Source organism: Salinibacter pepae (assembly GCF_947077775.1).
GTDB classification, from domain to species: Bacteria; Bacteroidota; Rhodothermia; order Rhodothermales; family Salinibacteraceae; genus Salinibacter; species Salinibacter pepae.
Genome location: NZ_CAMTTE010000001.1, coordinates 1,355,380 through 1,371,133 on the forward strand (window position 1 = coordinate 1,355,380; position 15,754 = coordinate 1,371,133).

Annotated in this window: 11 protein-coding genes; all 11 read right to left on the reverse strand. The window is 63.4% G+C overall.

From position 1 onward, the window contains the following. Positions 1 to 48: 48 nt before the first annotated feature. Positions 49 to 699 (reverse strand): hypothetical protein, encoded by a 651-nt coding sequence (locus OJA40_RS05605; RefSeq protein ID WP_208425844.1) that lies wholly within the window; start codon positions 697 to 699, stop codon positions 49 to 51. Positions 700 to 736: 37 nt separating this feature from the next. Beyond that, positions 737 to 4,111 carry an Eco57I restriction-modification methylase domain-containing protein gene (locus OJA40_RS05610; RefSeq protein WP_208425843.1) on the reverse strand — a complete coding sequence of 1,125 codons (3,375 nt, stop codon included), beginning with the start codon at positions 4,109 to 4,111 and terminating at the stop codon, positions 737 to 739. A 74-nt stretch (positions 4,112 to 4,185) separates the two neighbouring features. Further along, positions 4,186 to 7,404, reverse strand: a complete 3,219-nt coding sequence (locus OJA40_RS05615) for an SNF2-related protein (protein ID WP_208425842.1) — start codon at positions 7,402 to 7,404, stop codon at positions 4,186 to 4,188. Positions 7,405 to 7,527: 123 nt separating this feature from the next. After that, positions 7,528 to 7,986: an RES family NAD+ phosphorylase gene (locus OJA40_RS05620; RefSeq protein ID WP_263810096.1), complete on the reverse strand. Its 459-nt coding sequence runs from the start codon at positions 7,984 to 7,986 to the stop codon at positions 7,528 to 7,530. Between the two features lie 49 nt (positions 7,987 to 8,035). Next, on the reverse strand, positions 8,036 to 8,470 hold the full coding sequence (parS, locus tag OJA40_RS05625) for a type II RES/Xre toxin-antitoxin system antitoxin (RefSeq protein WP_263810097.1): 435 nt from the start codon (positions 8,468 to 8,470) through the stop codon (positions 8,036 to 8,038). Between the two features lie 279 nt (positions 8,471 to 8,749). Then, positions 8,750 to 9,211 (reverse strand): GIY-YIG nuclease family protein, encoded by a 462-nt coding sequence (locus OJA40_RS05630; RefSeq protein WP_263810098.1) that lies wholly within the window; start codon positions 9,209 to 9,211, stop codon positions 8,750 to 8,752. Then, positions 9,208 to 10,275: a YncE family protein gene (locus OJA40_RS05635; protein WP_263810100.1), complete on the reverse strand. Its 1,068-nt coding sequence runs from the start codon at positions 10,273 to 10,275 to the stop codon at positions 9,208 to 9,210. Before OJA40_RS05635 ends, OJA40_RS05630 begins: the two co-directional genes overlap by 4 nt. Before the next feature lie 126 nt (positions 10,276 to 10,401). Beyond that, positions 10,402 to 12,369: an Ig-like domain-containing protein gene (locus tag OJA40_RS05640; RefSeq protein ID WP_263810101.1), complete on the reverse strand. Its 1,968-nt coding sequence runs from the start codon at positions 12,367 to 12,369 to the stop codon at positions 10,402 to 10,404. Positions 12,370 to 12,523: 154 nt separating this feature from the next. Then, on the reverse strand, positions 12,524 to 13,990 hold the full coding sequence (locus tag OJA40_RS05645) for a dihydrolipoyl dehydrogenase family protein (protein ID WP_263810102.1): 1,467 nt from the start codon (positions 13,988 to 13,990) through the stop codon (positions 12,524 to 12,526). Positions 13,991 to 14,083: 93 nt separating this feature from the next. Further along, positions 14,084 to 14,605: a DUF1648 domain-containing protein gene (locus OJA40_RS05650; protein ID WP_208425835.1), complete on the reverse strand. Its 522-nt coding sequence runs from the start codon at positions 14,603 to 14,605 to the stop codon at positions 14,084 to 14,086. Positions 14,606 to 14,618: 13 nt separating this feature from the next. Then, positions 14,619 to 15,716 carry an ABC transporter ATP-binding protein gene (locus tag OJA40_RS05655; RefSeq protein WP_208425834.1) on the reverse strand — a complete coding sequence of 366 codons (1,098 nt, stop codon included), beginning with the start codon at positions 15,714 to 15,716 and terminating at the stop codon, positions 14,619 to 14,621. Between the last annotated feature and the right edge of the window lie 38 nt (positions 15,717 to 15,754).

Below are 15,754 nucleotides of genomic sequence, written 5' to 3' on the forward strand. Positions count from 1 at the left end.
ACTTTGCTTGAGACGAATATCTGTCCCACAGCTTCAGACGCGGGATATCTAACTGGAGAACGTTTCACCGTATTTATCCTCAATGTCGTGTAGAAGCAGTATCGGGTCCCCTAAACTCAAGTACCCCTCTCCCGAACCGTCGACGAAGATTTTCTCGCCGTGCATACCAGATTCAAGCTCAATTCCTCTCCATCTCGCTTCGCTCGTAGGTTCGTCTCCTCGAAAGCTGAATTCTCCACCGTGTGCAATCCCGTTGCGGCAATATCTGAGGAAGTCTAGAATTGGCCCCTCTGAAATGTCACCATTCTCATAGAAAGGTTTGATCCGCTCGGTCGCCATCACCAGTAGCGAGCCAGCAGATTTTGTGCTAACGCTGTATAAGTCGTCTTTGGTAATCTCGTAGAACGCCTTTCTTAAACTTTTGTGAGCGATATCTATGGATGTATTCTCGACCTCGATGAGTGGCTGCAACGGCTGGATTAGAGGCGTGGTATGCCCTGAATTGAATCGATCAATTTTCTTTTGACTCCATTGTACTCCTAATTCCATCATGAGGTGTTCAGCCGCGAAATCCCGGTCTTCAATGGCGTGCCTGGTAGAAAGCTCTAAATGGCCGTGGAGTTCAGCCAAGTACCCTGCAACCAATGGACGAAAAATACCATCTTCATCAAATTTGTTGATCGTATTGCCATCAAGCATGATAGGAGGATAGCCCCAAAATGAGAGGGCCTATTATTTACACTTCATCAATAGCAGGTACTCTCTGCTCTACCAACTGGATTTCGTCAGGAGTGAGCCCGTACAGCTCATAGACCGCTTCGTCGAGAGCGTTTTCTTCTCTTCGGATCTGGTCACCCCGTGACTCGACTACGCCTTCGGGGGCGTCGTGAAGATCAAGAAGCTTTTGTGCATGAGACTCAATCTTTTCTCGGAGGTCTTGGGAGGCATCCTCCCGTGGGATGACAGGAAGTCGCTTCAACGTGTCCTTGAAGAAGCGGAGGTAGCTGCCGCGGTACGTGGCAAAGTGGTGGATGTAGTAGAATCCAGCGAGTCGGGAGTTGAGCAGGCCCAAGAGGTATAAGCCAGCATCTGCAATGATGTACAGGGTATTGGCCGGATAAATTCCGCTCTCGTCAAGGGTAAAGCTACCACGAACTGAGAGGTCGGAGTAGATAATCTTTGTGCCTTCGAAGGCCTTGTAGTAGTCCACCGCATCCTGGATTTCGTACCAGGCGTAGCTCCCGCTCTTCCGACCAGGCCACTTCGCATCCTCATGTCGTGGATTCCAGTCTTTCGGCTTCGGCTTCAGGCGTTCCTTATGCTGGGAGAGGTATTCCTTTACAGCCGGGTAGGCATCGATGTCAATGCCCCGACGGGTGAATATGACGTAGCTGTCATGCTCTGGAGGTGTGTACCGATAGGCATTTCGTCCCGTGAGGAAAGGCTTGATGATTTCACGGCTCGACTCGTGGGAATCGATAAGCTGTTGGCGCTTGGCCGAGCTGATCTTGAAGACAGCGTTGCAGCCGGTCTTAATTCCATAGTTAATTGAGTCGTTGACCACCTTATTCAGGGAACCACCAATCTCTCGGAGTGTGCTGAGTAGATCCCTTTCGTTGGGTGTTGCAAGAGACCAACATTCCTCTCTCAGTTGTGATCGTACTACTTCATACTGGTTCTCGGTGACATAGGCAGCCAGGTTATCATAATCGAGGTGCTCAACCTCTACGGCCTGTAAACTTTCATCTGAGGAGGCATTAACCCCGCGGAAGATACACGGGTAAGCGATCACACCCTGGAAGACCGGAAGATCTTTGAAGTCGATGATTTCCGTAAGCTCTCGGCTTTTCAGCCATCTCCGCAGCTTATTCCCGTATCTTGCTCGCAGCCACTTGTTCTTGATGATGTACGCGAGTTGACCGTCGGGCCGGAGCAGATTCATCCCCCGCTCCACGAAATAGGTGCAGTAGTCTGCACTCTTTTTGTAAATCTCGTAGCCCTTGAGAGCATCTTTCTGCTGGTCCGTTAAGTTTCCGGCAGTCACATACGGTGGGTTCCCGATAACGACATCGAACCCATCCTGCTCTTTGAAGACGGTCCCAAAATACAGTCCGAAGTCAAACTGGCCGTCTCCAAGAAGTTCACTCAGGTGTTCATCGATTTGCTCCTGGAGACGCTCCTTTTCAGACGGGTGAGCCGTACTCACGAACTCTTCCATCAGGGCATGGAGTTGTGCTTCCTGCTCGTTGTTGAAGAAACTCCGCTCAATCTTCTGTAGCGCATCCCCCTGCACAAACTTGTATCGCAGGTTGGGGAGCGGGCGGATGTCTTCAAAGTCCTCCTCGTCTACCACCAGCGAGAGCCAGAGGCGAAGCTGGGCAATGTCGATTGCACTTGGGTCGATGTCCACGCCATGAAGCGAGTGCTGGATGGCGTGGCGTTTGAGTGGATACGCTTCTCGTTCAATTTCGTCGTCGATGTAGGTGTCGAGCACCTGGCGGGCCTGCACGATTTCCTGCATCATACCCACAGGGAAGGCGCCAGAACCTACAGCCGGATCGCAGATCCGCACGTCGCTGAGCACCGCGTCAATTTCCCGGGCATGCGTACGAATCGGACGGGGCGCCTTGTATTCCGAATACTTGCCGTTAGTGGACTCACTCTCCTGCGTTCGACTGTCGTGCTCGATCCATCCCGACCCATCACGCACAAGGGCCTCCAGATGGTGTCGCTCCACCTGAGGGTTGTAGTCCTCTCCGCTGAGCACACCTTGCTGTGTGGGTCCGTCCCCAAACGCGTTCTGCTGTCGTGGCTCAGGACGGGTCAGCGGCGCCTCGCGCACATTAAGCTCCGTGTCGAGGTGATCGACAAGGTTCTGCTGGCACATGTAGTGCACGATGTCGCGGGGTGTGTAGAAGGCGCCTAGCTCCTTCTGACGGTCATCCAACAGAAGCTTTTCGAACACTTTTCCCAACATCTCGGGATCGACGGCCACCTCCTTGTCCAGCGGCTCATCCTCGCGGACGGTGAAGTTGTAGCGGTCAAATGTGTCGAAAATGTCGCCGAACGTCTCGTCGGGCAGCGGCAGGTGCACCCGGCTCCGGTCAACGTTGTGGATGGGCTGAAAGAGGCCGCCGTTCAGAAACGGCACCCGGCAGCGAAGGGCACTGAAATAATTGTCGCCGCCGCGGTCCACCGCGAGGCCCTGATAAAAAAGCGGCTCCAAGACGTCCCGGTAGAAGTTGTCGTAGTCGACGTACTCGCCCTCGTAGAGCTGCCGCAAAAAGTTGCCGGGGCCCTCGCCCCAGTCGTCCCCACGCTGCACGCCGAGCCACCCTTTCTTCTGGAGGAAGTAGAGAAAGACGAGCTGTCCCGTCAGCTTCTCGGCGAAGGCTTCGGGCGTCACGTCTTTCTCGTCGAACTCGTCCTGGGCCGTCTCGTCCTCCGCTAGGGCTGCCTCCACGTCCTCCGTCAGCGTCTTGTAGTGCCCCCGATACGCCTCGAAGAATTCGTCCGTAACGACCTCAATGTCGAAGGCATCCTTCAGCTCGTGGAGCGGGGGCGGGAACCGGAGCTCTTCGCTCTGGAGGAGCGGCGCAAACTGCCGCTTCGGAGTGTGACTGGGCTCATTTTCGCCCACGAGGAAGGTATACCGGACATGCGTAAGTTCTTCCTCTGCCTTCACGTCGCCGGTCTCTTCGTCGACCACCGTTCGGTATTCGAGCTGCACGAACGAAAGCCGCCAGTCGTCCGTGCCGTCGGCGTAGTAGGCCACCAGCGCCGCCTCCCGCCCCTGCCGGGCCGGTTGCTTCAAATATGTGGCCGCGAAGTTGCGCTGCATGGTGCGGGCCCGCTCCAGCTTGTGGGGCGTCTTCAGCTTCACCGCCAGCACGTCCATCTCTTCCCCGTTCGGGTCGGTGTATTTGGCGAGCCGTTTGTAGGAGGCTACGTGCTCGCGGAACGACTCGTAGACCATTTGCCCCGACCGGTGCTCCTTGTCCTTCATGTCGGGCTCGACGAGCAGGTTCTGGATGAAGGTGCGGAGCCTTGTCTCGTCGTAGGCGCCGTCGAAGGTATCGCTAATGAGCGTCTTGGCGGCATCGGGGTGCATGAAGGTGGATCGGCTTCAGAAGTGGATTCAGACAGCAAGTCTCGATCAGACACGGAAGGACGATTGACGAGCCCTCAATCGGACTGGAGGTATCCGGATAGAATGACCTCCCGGTGTTCGTCGCGCTCGTCCCGGCGTCGGCGCTGCACGTCGAGAATGGAGTCGGGAACGTACTCGCGGAAAATCTGGAGGGCCTTTAAGGGATCAGCCTCACTCTCCAGTTCATGTTTGATCCGCCGGATTGTCTTCTCCGGAATGACGGCGTCGTCGAAGGCCCGCAGGACCTCTTGCCGAAACTGATCGTCCCGGTCCGTGAATCGCTTGCAGTGCTTCATCTCTTTCGTGCGAAGGCGCTTCATGACGTACTCCTCGTTGGAGAGCCCGCCCGCTGCACTTGACCCGTCCGTCTCCTCCGAGGCGCTATGGTCGAAGGCCTCTTTGTTGCGGGCAAGGCGGTCATAAAAATCCTCGGGCAGTTCGATACGCGACGTGCCGGGCTCGCACTCAAAGGCCTGCGCGGCTTCGAAGAACGTAAGTTCCCGAGACACTTCCTCCTCCGCCAGAAAAAACTGCTTCAGATCCCCCCGTCGGAAGAAGGTGAGCAGGCCGGAGGGGTGCCGGGGCCCTTCGTCTACGGATCGAGCCGTCCGCGCCTTCTTCGGAAGGTTCTTGATGCGCTCGAACTGCTCGGAATCGTTGTCGCGGAGGTCGCGGAGGAGACGCAGGTACTTGAGCTCCGACGGCCCCTCGTCCGGCTCTCCGTCGTACGTGTCGGCGTCGTTGAGGCGCTCGTACAGCTCCTCTCCGAACAGCCCGTGGGTTGTGACCTCTTCCTCGTCGGTTAGGTACTGCGCGTCCTCCCCCAGCGTGTCGTGAAAGGCCTGAATCTTGCTCGTGATGTTGGCCTCCAGATTGATCTCCTCGTCGGCCGCGGCGGTGGGAAAGAAGTTGTAGACGAAGATCTGGTCATGCGTCCCGCCCACCCGGTTAACCCGACCCACGCGCTGGAGCACCCGCGTCGGGTTCCAGGGCAGGTCGTAGTTCATGACCGTGTTCGAGCGGTGCAGGTTAATGCCCTCGGCCAGCACGTCCGTCGTGATGAGGATTCGGTACTCGTCCTCCGGGTCGTCCACCGTAGGATCGAACGTGTTCTTGATCCGCCGACGCGCCTGTTGCACGCTGATCGACCCGTCGCCGTCCCGTCCTCCGTCGCTGGAATAAAAGATCGCCTTCCCGGGCACGGCCTCTTCCAAGGCGTCGAGGAGATACCGGCCGGTTTCCGCCGCCTCCGTAAAGATCAGGAGCTTGCCGTCTCGGAGTGTGTCGTCGGACTGGAGGCGGTCGAGAAACGCGTCGAGCTTCGGATCCTCGTCGATGGGTGCCCAGTTCCTTTGAATTTCCCGGAGCAGACGAAGGTCGGCCCGAAGCTCGTCCATCAATTCGTCGGAGAAGTCGTCGGCGTCGTATTTGCTGACCCGGCCTTCCTCGAGCAACTCGTGGAGGCGTTCCTCGCGGTCGTTGTCGAGCAGGTCGAACACATTCACGTCCCGTCCCAGATACACCGTGCCGTTCCGGTACATTTCAATGAACCGCTCATACGACTCGATGAAGCGGGCGAGCGTGCGCTTGAAGGCGTAGAAGCTGCTCTCCAGGCGCTTCACGAGGATGCTCTTCATGAAGCCCCCGATGTTGCGCTGCGACTGTTCGCGGAGCGGGTCGATCTCGCCCTCGTAGAAGAGCAACGGGGTGTAGCGGGCGTAGCTAAACTCCCCGATGCGGTCGATGGTGCGGGTGAAGACCGTATCGAGGCTCTCGTCGAACTCGTAGAGAATCCGGCGGGGCGCGGCCACGTCGGGGAAGGACAGGCCCTGCTTCTCCATGTCGTCCCCGTAGTACTGTTCAACCTCGCTCCGCGTCCGCCGAATCATGACGTGCTTGAGCACGCGGTCGCGGACCTCGTCGTAGATATTCTGCGCCACCTCCGTGTACGCAGGCGTGCCGCGCTCATGGCGGTTCAGTCGACGCTGGCGTTCGTCGAAGAAGCGCTTGAGATCCCGAACGCCGGGAATCGTGCTGCGGCGCGGCGTCTGGAAGAGCTTGAGGAGGCTATAGATGTCGCTCACGTCGTTGTTGAGCGGCGTGGCCGACACGCAGATCACCTTCTTGCCAAAGGCAATCTGGTGGAGCTTCTCGTACCGCTGCGTCGTTTCATTGCGGAACCGATGCGCCTCATCGAGCACCACGAAGTCGTATTTCTCGTGCCCGTCCCGGAGCACGTGGTCGAGCTTGCCGAGGGACTCGATCCGGTAGCCCCGCACGCCGAAGTCGACAAACGTCTCTCGCCAATAGTCCTCCAGCACGGGCGGACACACCACGAGCGTGCGGCCCTGAAGCTGCTGCATGAGCATGGCGGTGACGTAGGTCTTGCCCAGTCCCACCACGTCCGCGATGAACACGCCGTCGTGCGCGTCCAAAATCTTGCGGGCCGCCGTTACCGCCTGCTCCTGGTACTCCAGTTCCAGGAAGTCGTCCGGACGGTATAGCTCGTCGGTCTCCCGCTGATCGAGATTGATGTCCTCTTCAAAGTACTCGTAGAGGAACTTGAGGTAGAGATCGTACGGGGTGATCTCGTCGTTTAGCCACGTGTCGTGACGAAGGGTCTCGACGAAATCCTCCGTCACCTCGACGCTCTGCTCCCACAACTCTTCGAACTTTTCCAGCGCAAACTCCACGTCGGCCCGATCTTTCAGCTCCACGTTGAATTCGCGCTGTCCCCGCAGCCCAGATTCCGTGAAGTTGCTCGACCCGGTGATCACGTGACCGTAGTGGGCGTCGCTGTCGTAGCGACCGATGTAGACCTTCGCGTGAATGTTCTCGGTGGGAAACGCCCGAACTTCCATTTTTCCCTCTTCCAGGAACCGAAGAAACGCCCGAAGCCCCTTTTCAACATCCCGAGCCTCCTCCGCGGCCTCCATTTGCTCGACGATGTTGCCGCGAACGCGCTCATGGGCCTTCGCGTGGGACTCGAAACCGAACGAGGACTCTCCCCGATGCTCCTGGAGAAGACGGTGCGTGGTTCGTCCTACGTTGAGTCCCACCAGGATGCGAATGTGCTCCACGTCCTCCAGCGCCTCGTACAGCTGATGAAATCCGCTGATACGAAAGTAGCCCACGAGCACGTCGAAGAACTGCACCTCCGTCAATGTACGCCGGAATCGCTCGTGGAGGGAGACGCCGGACTCGTCGTTCGTGAAGAAGGTGAGGTCGGTTGGAGCAACCGTGCGGTCGGGCATGGCGCATACGCATCAGGGTGAGCACCCCAGGAGGAAATCCGAGACAAGATCGTCTCTTCCGGGCTGTTTATCGCGTTTGCAAGGTAACGTAGCGACTGCGGGAAGTGAAAGGCCCACGACTCATCAGAGCAATCGGTCGTCAACCTCCGGATTGAACGGACCGTCGACCGTCACAGACTCGAAGTTCGGATGCCCGGGATTCACCAGCACGTTCGCCTCGGCCGGCACGACCGCACTGGGCACGCGGAGGGCCAACGAGCGCCCCGACTGAAGCCACTCGTCGCCGACGGCCTGCACGCCCCGTGGGACGGGATTTGCGCGCCAGTCATCGGGAAGCGCCTCTCGGTCCAGGGACTCGACGGATGTTTCCGGCAGGGACGCCCGAAACGCCACGTAGGTGTCCAGCAAGTGTGAAGTCGGCAGGTGCACCAGAATCTCCAGTTCGGCCAGGGCCAGCGACTCCGACGTATACACGACCGGCTGCCCCGGGCTATTAAACCGCCCGCCGGCTTGACGGGCGCCGTCGCCACTGAAGGCCGACTCCGCATATTTCTCTTTGACGAGGCGCCAGACCTGAACCATCAACCGAGGAAACGACGACGGGCAACGGAGAGACACAAACTGAAGCGCCCTAGCTATAGACGCCGTGGTCGAGACGGATCAGCAGGCGCTCCACCTCCCGGGCCCCGGGCTCGGTGTCCGCAAAGTCAAGGGGCGGCTCGCCCCCCAGCGCACGGGCCGGTTCGGTGAGCCACTTCTGGGCATTGTTGCGACCGTCCAGCACATCGATCGCCCGGAGTGCGAGCCGGGCCACCCGAAGAATACGCTCCGACTCGTCCTTATTGAACGTGCCGTGTTTGCGACGGCGGCTCAATGTGGAGGGTGTGATGCCGACAATCTCGGCGAGCCGGCCGCTCGGCACGTCCAGAAGCGCGCGGAGGGCATCGAATCGCTCTGTCGGGAGGCCCTCGCGAACCGTCGCGACGAGCTCCGCCGGCTCCTCCGCCGCAAGCTCCGGAAAGGACGATGCCCCGGCATCGGTCGTGAGAGAGACTGGAGCACCCATCGGGGTTGTTTGATTTGAAAAGAGGCGTTTTTCAAATGGGAACGCTTCTTCAATCCCTGTGATCCAGGGGGGAGGCCTCTCCGCCAAAACGTGCTTCAGAAACGCACCGTCCCCCCACCCGCCGCACCGAAAGAGTCGGGGCGCACCGGAGCAACGCGGACGCCGTCCCGGAAGCCGACGCGGCGTCCGGCATGAGACCGCTCGCTACGGACGGCCCCAGCGGCCTCTGTGGGGCTCTCTCGGAAACGAGTGCCTCCAAACGGTCGCCACAGCCTGCGGTCATTCGAGAAGATCCTCCCCGACCTGCTCGACAGGCGCGTGGTCGGGGTACTGTTCGCGAAGACGCGCCCGGAACGACGAGAGGGACGGCACGGACTCGAAGCGAGTCAGGTGGGCCGGACAGGTACAATCCGACGCCCCAAAGCCGTCGACCGGCACCGTGGCCCCGGATCGGTCCCGGAGCACCGCGGCCCACGTGCACTCGCGGCGCTCGGGGTCGTGGGTGTACCAGACCGCCTCCAGTGCCGTGGCCGCACGCAGGTAGTCGACGTGCCAGTGCTGCGCCCCGTCGCCCCGAGCATGCCGCCCCACTCGGGCACGGAGCCCGCCGGGGCCGAAGGCGCTCCCGACGTAGACGTACACGCCGGGCCAGACGATCATTTCGCCAAGAGCCCCCACCTCAATCTCCTGGTTCTCCTCGCCACGGAGCAGCAACGCGTAGGTGCCGGGCGCGTCGGTCATCGGGCCGAGGTGGCGGTCTCTTCCGTCTTCCAGAAGGCAATGCCGCCCGCCTGCGGCCCCACCTCGACGGAGGCGACGCGCTCGTTCGACTGCAGGTCGAATACGTCCACGGCACCCGGGTCGTCGCCCCGCCCCTCCGCCGAGACGAACGCGTAGCGGCTGTCGGGCGAGATCACGACGCCGTGCGTGACGGCCTGTGTGTTCGACAGGCGGGCCGCCCGCTCCCCCGTCCCCAAATTCCAGATGCCCGTCTCGCCGGTCCCCTTGTAGGACACCACGAGCGTCGTGCCGTCCGGCGACACCTCCAGGTTGTACGGCGCGGTCCCCTCGCCCGTCGGCAGCCGCTGCGTCACCGCCCAGTCATCCCGGTCCACCACGACCACCTCGTCGGCCCCATTGTGGGCCACGTACGCCAGCGGCCGCGAGGGGTGCGGATCCACCCATGTCGGCTTCGGCGTGCCCTCCCCGGTCGTGAGGGTGCGCGTGACCCGGCCCGTGAGCGCGTCAACTTCGTGGAGCGTCCCGTCCATCATGCTCACCGAGTAGTGCGTGCGCCCGTCCGGCGCGAAGCGGGAGCCGTGCGGCATGATGCCCGTCTCGATCCGGTCTACCTCCGTCATGGCCTCCGGATCGACGACCGACACGGTGCTCGGCTCCATTTCGCCATGGAGGTTGAAGTTCGCAACGTAAAGCAGGCCCGTCACGGAAGAGACCTCCATCGTGGCCGGAAACATGCCGACGTGGGCGGTGTCGACCTTCGCGTTCGTCCCCGTCTCGTACTTCGCGACGCGGCCGTAGGGCTTGCCGTGGGCGATGGACACGAACCAGTGGTCCCCATCCGGCGCCACCGTCATGCCGTGCGCCCCCTCCGTCTCGGGCGCGATGTAGCCGACGGGAACGGTTTCCTCCACGGTCGCCGATTCGGTGTCGGCATCAAACCGCACCAGGGCCACCTCGTCGGCCGACTCGGACGCGACGTAGGCGTAGTAATTCTGGGCGAGGGTGGGCGATGCCGCCAGGCCGAGCAGGCAAACGGCGAGACACAGCGTCCGGAGCAGGTGCATGGGGGGTGGTTGATGGGTTGGTCGGCTAGTGGGTTGGTGAGCTGGGGCCATCGGCCCCTCCTCACTCGTCAGGCTTCACGCATCACGTCCTCACACATCACGTCCTCACGCATCACTCATCACTCCTTACTCTCCATTCGTCAGCTCCACCGCCCAGAGGCCGGAGTTCCAGTCGGAGAAGAAGACGTGTCCCTCATGCGGCTGCGGCCCCCAGGCCATCGCGGCGTTGGGAATGCGGCCCTCGGGATCGTGGGATTTGAAGTGCGCAATCTCACGGCCCTGCTCGTAGAGGTTGCCCTTGAGGTCCCCGGACAGATCCACCACGCGCAGCCCGGCGTTGTAGTAGGCGACGTAGAGCGTGTCGCCGTCCACCCAGAAGTTGTGCGAGCCGGCTTCGGGCACGCGGTACCGCGCCTCCTCGGACGGGGTCTCGGGATCGGTGACGTCGACAAAGTGGAGCCAGCCGGCGGGAATGGTCGGCTCATTCTCGGTGTTCAGGCCGTTGGGGAAGGCCTCGTCGCCCGCAACGACCCAGTCTTTGCCCGTCTCCGCGTCGTCGTACGGAAACGCGGCGTGGTTCCAGCCGCTCGGGTAGGCGTAGCGCCCCATCTCGACCGGATTCGAGGGCGAGCCCCCCTTCACGCCGTTGCCCACGTCCACCATCACGACCCCGTCGTCCCAGTTCGACGAGTAGGCGATGCCGTCGTCCACCCACACATCGTGGATCGAGTGGCCGGGCGTCTCGAGCTCGAAGTCGGTGACCCGGGTCGGGTTCGCGCGGTTCTCGATGTTGATGATTTCGTAGCGGCGGCCGTTGCTGAGGGCGTAGACGTGGTCCTCGTAGATGAACAGGTTGTGGACGCCGCCGGTGAGGCGGTTCGTGTACTCGGTGACGATCGACACGTCGGTCGGGTCCGAACAGTCAAGAATCACCATGCCGTTCTTCCGGTCGGACGCCCCCTCGCGGCTGATGATGCAGGTGCGCCCGTCGTCGCTCACCTTTACGTCGTTGACCGTGCGGGCGTCGACGGTGACCGTGTCGACCGGCGTGATGTCGGACGGGTTGGTCACGTCCCAGAAGTAGGCCTCGCCGTCGCCCCCCCAGGTGCCGGTGATGGCGTAGTCGCGGCCGTCCGGCGCCTCCCACACCCAGAGGTCCGAGGTGTGCACGTTGGAGACGCGCCCCCGGCCCACGACCTCGATCGCCCCTTCCAGGTCGCGGGGCGTCACCGAGACGGTGTGGGTGGCGGTGTGCCCCCCACTCGTGGCCACGACGGTGTACTGCCCGGCGTCCTCCGCCACGAAGCGCCCGTCGCTCCCAATCTCGGCGGTCGCGCCCGGCGCGATCGGCTCCGTGTGGTCGGTGCGCACGGCGTACCGGATTGGGGCATCGCCTACGGCGGTGCCGGCCTCGGTCCGGGCCGTGGCCGCAAAGTCGAGCACGTCCCCCGTGCGGGCCGAGTCGGCCCCGCCGCTCAGTGTCAGCGACGCCACCGGGTTCTCCCTCACGTCCACAGTCGTGGTGGCCTCGTGGCCCTCAGCCCGCGCCGTGAGCGTCACGCGTCCGGGCGCCTCGGCATCGATCCGGCCCAGTCGATCCACGGCGGCCACCTCGGGATTGCTGCTCTCCATCTGCACGGCAACATCATCGCGCACCTGCCCGTCTGCCGTCCGGGCCTCGGCGACGAGGGGCACCTGCGTGCCCGCATAGATTTGCGACGGGGCCTCGGCGAACGCCACCTCGCCGACCGGGGCCTGGGCAACCGTCACCGACACGCGCTGCACGATGCGATCCTGAGACCCGGTGCCGGGCCGCAGCGCGATGATCTCGTGGGTGCCGGGCGCCGCCGCCGTCACCTCGCCCGCTCGGCTCGTCGGCGCCGCGTCGCTGCGGGCGTAGAAGACGACGGTCGTGTCGCGCACGCGCTCCCCGTCCGCGTTCACGTAGTAGGCCTCCAGCTGCTGGCTCTGGCCGACCTGGAGGGCGGGACTGGCGGGCTCAATCTCGAGCGACTGGGCCGCGGCGTGAGGGGCGACGAGGAGGACAGACGCAACGGCGGCGATCACCGCCGAGCACAGGAGACGATACGGCATGGACGGGCACGGGAGCGCGGAGGAGAGCAAGTGTCACTTCACAGTCCCTTTCCACCACTCCTCCCTCACCAAGTTTCTTCGTTGCCCCCACGCTCCCACTGCTCTGTTCGTTCTCCCCCCCACCCTCAACGCAAAACGCCCTGCACGAAACGAATCACACAATCTCGTCCGGCCCGTACTTGAGCACCGGCCCACGGTAGCCGAAGACCGTCTGCAGCACCTTTGTGACGGTGGGCGATTGCTTCTGCACGTACCACTGATCCGCCACCCGCCGGACGCCCTCGCCGTAGGCCGGGTAGGGGTGGATCGTGTCGCCCAGGTTGCGGAGCGTGACGCCGTTGCGCATGGCAATCGTGAACGCCGTGATCAGCTCGCCGGCCCGCTCGCCGAGGACGCTCGCGCCCAGGATGGTGCCGGTGAGGGACTTCGCGTGGACCTTGATCTGGCCGGTCGTCTCGCTCTCGGTGATGGCGCGGTCGAGCTGGTCGTACGGGAAGCGGTAGGTCTCGTAGGAGACGCCCTGCTCGTCGAGATCGGCGGCGTGCGCCCCCACGTGCGCCAGCTCGGGCTCCGTGTAGGTGACCCACGGCACGTGGTCGGCGTCGATTTTCGAGGGCACCTTCAGGAGTGCGTTCGTGACGGCCACCTTCGCCATGTGGTTGCTCATGTGCGTGAACTGGTAGCGGCCCGTCACGTCGCCCACGGCGTAGACATGACCCTGGCTCGTGCGGCAGCGGTCGTCGACGGTGATGCCCTGGCGGGTATAGTCGATGCCCGCGGCGTCGAGGTGGAGGCCGTCGACGTGGGCGGTGCGACCGGTGGCGAGAAGCAGCGCGTCGGCCTCCACGGGGCCGTGTGCTCCCGCCGAAATCGTGATCGTGCTGCCGGACTGCGCCACCTCCTCCACCTGCGCCCCCAACACGTATTCGACGCCCTCCCCCTCCAGCGTCTCCCGGAGTGTGGCGGCCAGCTCGGCGTCGTCGTTCGAGAGGATGCGGTCGGCCATGTCGAGCACGACGACCTCCGTGCCGAGCCGTGCAAAGGCCTGCGCCATCTCGGTCCCGATGGGTCCGCCCCCCACGATCGCAAGCCGCTCCGGTTGTTCTTCAAGCTCGAAGAGCGTCTCGTTGGTGAGAACGTCGACCTCGCCGAGGCCGTCGATGGGCGGGACGAGCGGGCTCGCCCCCGCCGCCACGATCACGTAGCGCCCCGTCACCTGTTCGGTCGTCCCGTCGTCGCGCTCCACGGCGACGGTGTGCGCGTCGATGAAGTGCGCGTCCCCCTGCCGCACGTCGATGTCCAGGTCCTCGAAGATCTCCGGCGCGTCGGCCTCCTCGTACACGTCCTGTCGCACCTGGCGGACGTGCTCCATCACGCCCCCAAAGTCGACCTCGACGGACTGGTCGGTGAGGCCGTATTTGCTGGCCGTCTGGGCCTGGTGGACCACCGTCGCGGCCTTGAGGAGCGTCTTGCTCGGCACGCAGCCGGTCCACGTGCAGTCGCCGCCGAGGGCGTCGCGCTCGATCATGGTGGTCTTGGCGCCGAGGTTGGTGGCGATGCCGGCCGCGGAGAGGCCGCCGGCCCCGCCGCCAATCACGATGACGTCGTAGTCGGTCGTCATGGAAGGGGGAGGTTGAGGCAAGAGGAGACAGAAGCTCTACGCGCCCCTGAGTCTGCCAGTTCTTCTCGTCGTTACGAAGCCTCCGGCCCCAATCTACGCATCGTCCGCGAGCCGCCGCACGCGCCGCGGGAGCCACCACGCCAGGCCACCCGCCGCCCCCAGGAGGAGCATGGGGACGCCGAGGGTGACGCCCCGCACGACCCCGGGAAGCGTGTCCGTGGCCGACGTGGCCACCTGGTAGGTGCCCCACTGCGCGACCCCGAACACGACGAGCATCGCGGTGGCGGTCCCGTACAGAAAGACCTGCACGTCGCGGCACACCACGCGCTTGGCGGCCGGGGCGAGGGCGTCGTACTGCTGCTGATTCGGCACGTTGATGCTTCCGGAGGCCCTGCCGGTCACCCAGGCGGCCCCGTACACGAGGCCGACGACGATGAGCGCGATGGCCGGCACCAGCATCCAGTGCACAAGCGTCGCCGCCCAGTAGGCGTCCGCCGTGCCGCCGAGCCCAAAGTGACGCGGAATGCGGACCGGAAGCCGCGGAAAGGCCCAGAGGCTTCCGCCGATTAGTAGAAGCGCGAGGCCGGCGTTGAGGCCATGAACGAGACGATGCATGACTCGCGACGAGCTACTCTTCGGGCTCCGGTACAGGCGTGGCCCCGCTTGGCACCTCGGCAGGGGTGGCCCGGCTTTCCAGCACGACAGCCGGTTCGAGGGGGCGGACGGCCACCGTGTCGCCCGGCTCGTAGAACCGCCGGTTGTCGGTGTGGACGAGGTACTCGCTTCCCCCACAACACACCCGGTACGTGATGTCGTGCCCCTTGAACGCCCGGCCCACGACCGTCCCCACCGTGCCGTCCGAGGCCTCCGGCGCCTCCAGCGCAAGGTGCTCCGGCCGCATCGACACCAGCACCGTCCCCTCCGCCGCCTCGTTGAGCCCCACGCGCCCCAGCGGCGTGTCCGCCTCGGTGCCGGCGGCCTGCGAGAGCAGCAGGTTGGTGCGGCCCAGGAACTGGGCGACGAAAAGCGTACGGGGGTGGTAGTAGACCGCCTCCGGCGTGCCGATCTGGTCGAGCTGCCCGCCCCGCATCACGGCCAGGCGGTCGGCAAAGGAGAGGGCTTCCTCCTGGTTGTGCGTGACGAAGACGGCACTCATGCCCTTGTTCTTCAGGAGCTCCCGCACCTCCTGGCGCGTCTCCTGTCGCAGCAGGGCATCGAGGTTGGAGAACGGCTCGTCGAGCAGGATGAGGTCCGGCTCCGGGGCGAGGGTGCGCGCGAGGGCCACCCGCTGCTGCTGCCCGCCCGAGAGGTGCTGGGGCCGCCGGTCCTCGAAGCCGTCGAGCCCCACCATCTCCAGCGCCTCCTGCGCCCGGGCGGACCGCGCCGCCTCCGACGCCCCATCGAGCCCAAACGCCACGTTCTCGCGGACCGTGAGGTGCGGAAAGAGGGCGTAGTTCTGAAAGACAATCCCCACATCCCGCGCGTCCGGCGACACGTGCACGCCGGGCCCGGAGAGCGTCTGGTCCCGCACCGCGATCGTGCCCGCCGAAGCCTCCTCAAAGCCCGCCACGCAGCGAAGCGTCGTCGTCTTGCCGCAGCCGCTCGGGCCCAAGATCGAAAAGATCTCGCCGTCCTCCACCTCGAACGACACCTCGTGGACGACGGGCGGGGCCTCGGGCCCAAACCGCTTGGTCAGGTTCTGAACGGAGAGGATCGGGGTGCTCATGACAGAAAATGGCACCTATCGTCGGCCGGGGTCGTTCC

Excerpts from the sequence above, each read along its gene's own strand:
- OJA40_RS05630 (WP_263810098.1), bottom strand. The coding sequence starts at position 9,211 with ATGACCGACGCGCCCGGCACCTACGCGTTGCTGCTCCGTGGCGAGGAG.
- OJA40_RS05620 (WP_263810096.1), bottom strand. The coding sequence starts at position 7,986 with ATGGTTCAGGTCTGGCGCCTCGTCAAAGAGAAATATGCGGAGTCGGCC.
- parS (WP_263810097.1), bottom strand. The coding sequence starts at position 8,470 with ATGGGTGCTCCAGTCTCTCTCACGACCGATGCCGGGGCATCGTCCTTT.
- OJA40_RS05635 (WP_263810100.1), bottom strand. The coding sequence starts at position 10,275 with ATGCACCTGCTCCGGACGCTGTGTCTCGCCGTTTGCCTGCTCGGCCTG.
- OJA40_RS05615 (WP_208425842.1), bottom strand. The coding sequence starts at position 7,404 with ATGCCCGACCGCACGGTTGCTCCAACCGACCTCACCTTCTTCACGAAC.
- OJA40_RS05655 (WP_208425834.1), bottom strand. The coding sequence starts at position 15,716 with ATGAGCACCCCGATCCTCTCCGTTCAGAACCTGACCAAGCGGTTTGGG.
- OJA40_RS05605 (WP_208425844.1), bottom strand. The coding sequence starts at position 699 with ATGCTTGATGGCAATACGATCAACAAATTTGATGAAGATGGTATTTTT.
- OJA40_RS05645 (WP_263810102.1), bottom strand. The coding sequence starts at position 13,990 with ATGACGACCGACTACGACGTCATCGTGATTGGCGGCGGGGCCGGCGGC.
- OJA40_RS05650 (WP_208425835.1), bottom strand. The coding sequence starts at position 14,605 with ATGCATCGTCTCGTTCATGGCCTCAACGCCGGCCTCGCGCTTCTACTA.
- OJA40_RS05640 (WP_263810101.1), bottom strand. The coding sequence starts at position 12,369 with ATGCCGTATCGTCTCCTGTGCTCGGCGGTGATCGCCGCCGTTGCGTCT.
- OJA40_RS05610 (WP_208425843.1), bottom strand. The coding sequence starts at position 4,111 with ATGCACCCCGATGCCGCCAAGACGCTCATTAGCGATACCTTCGACGGC.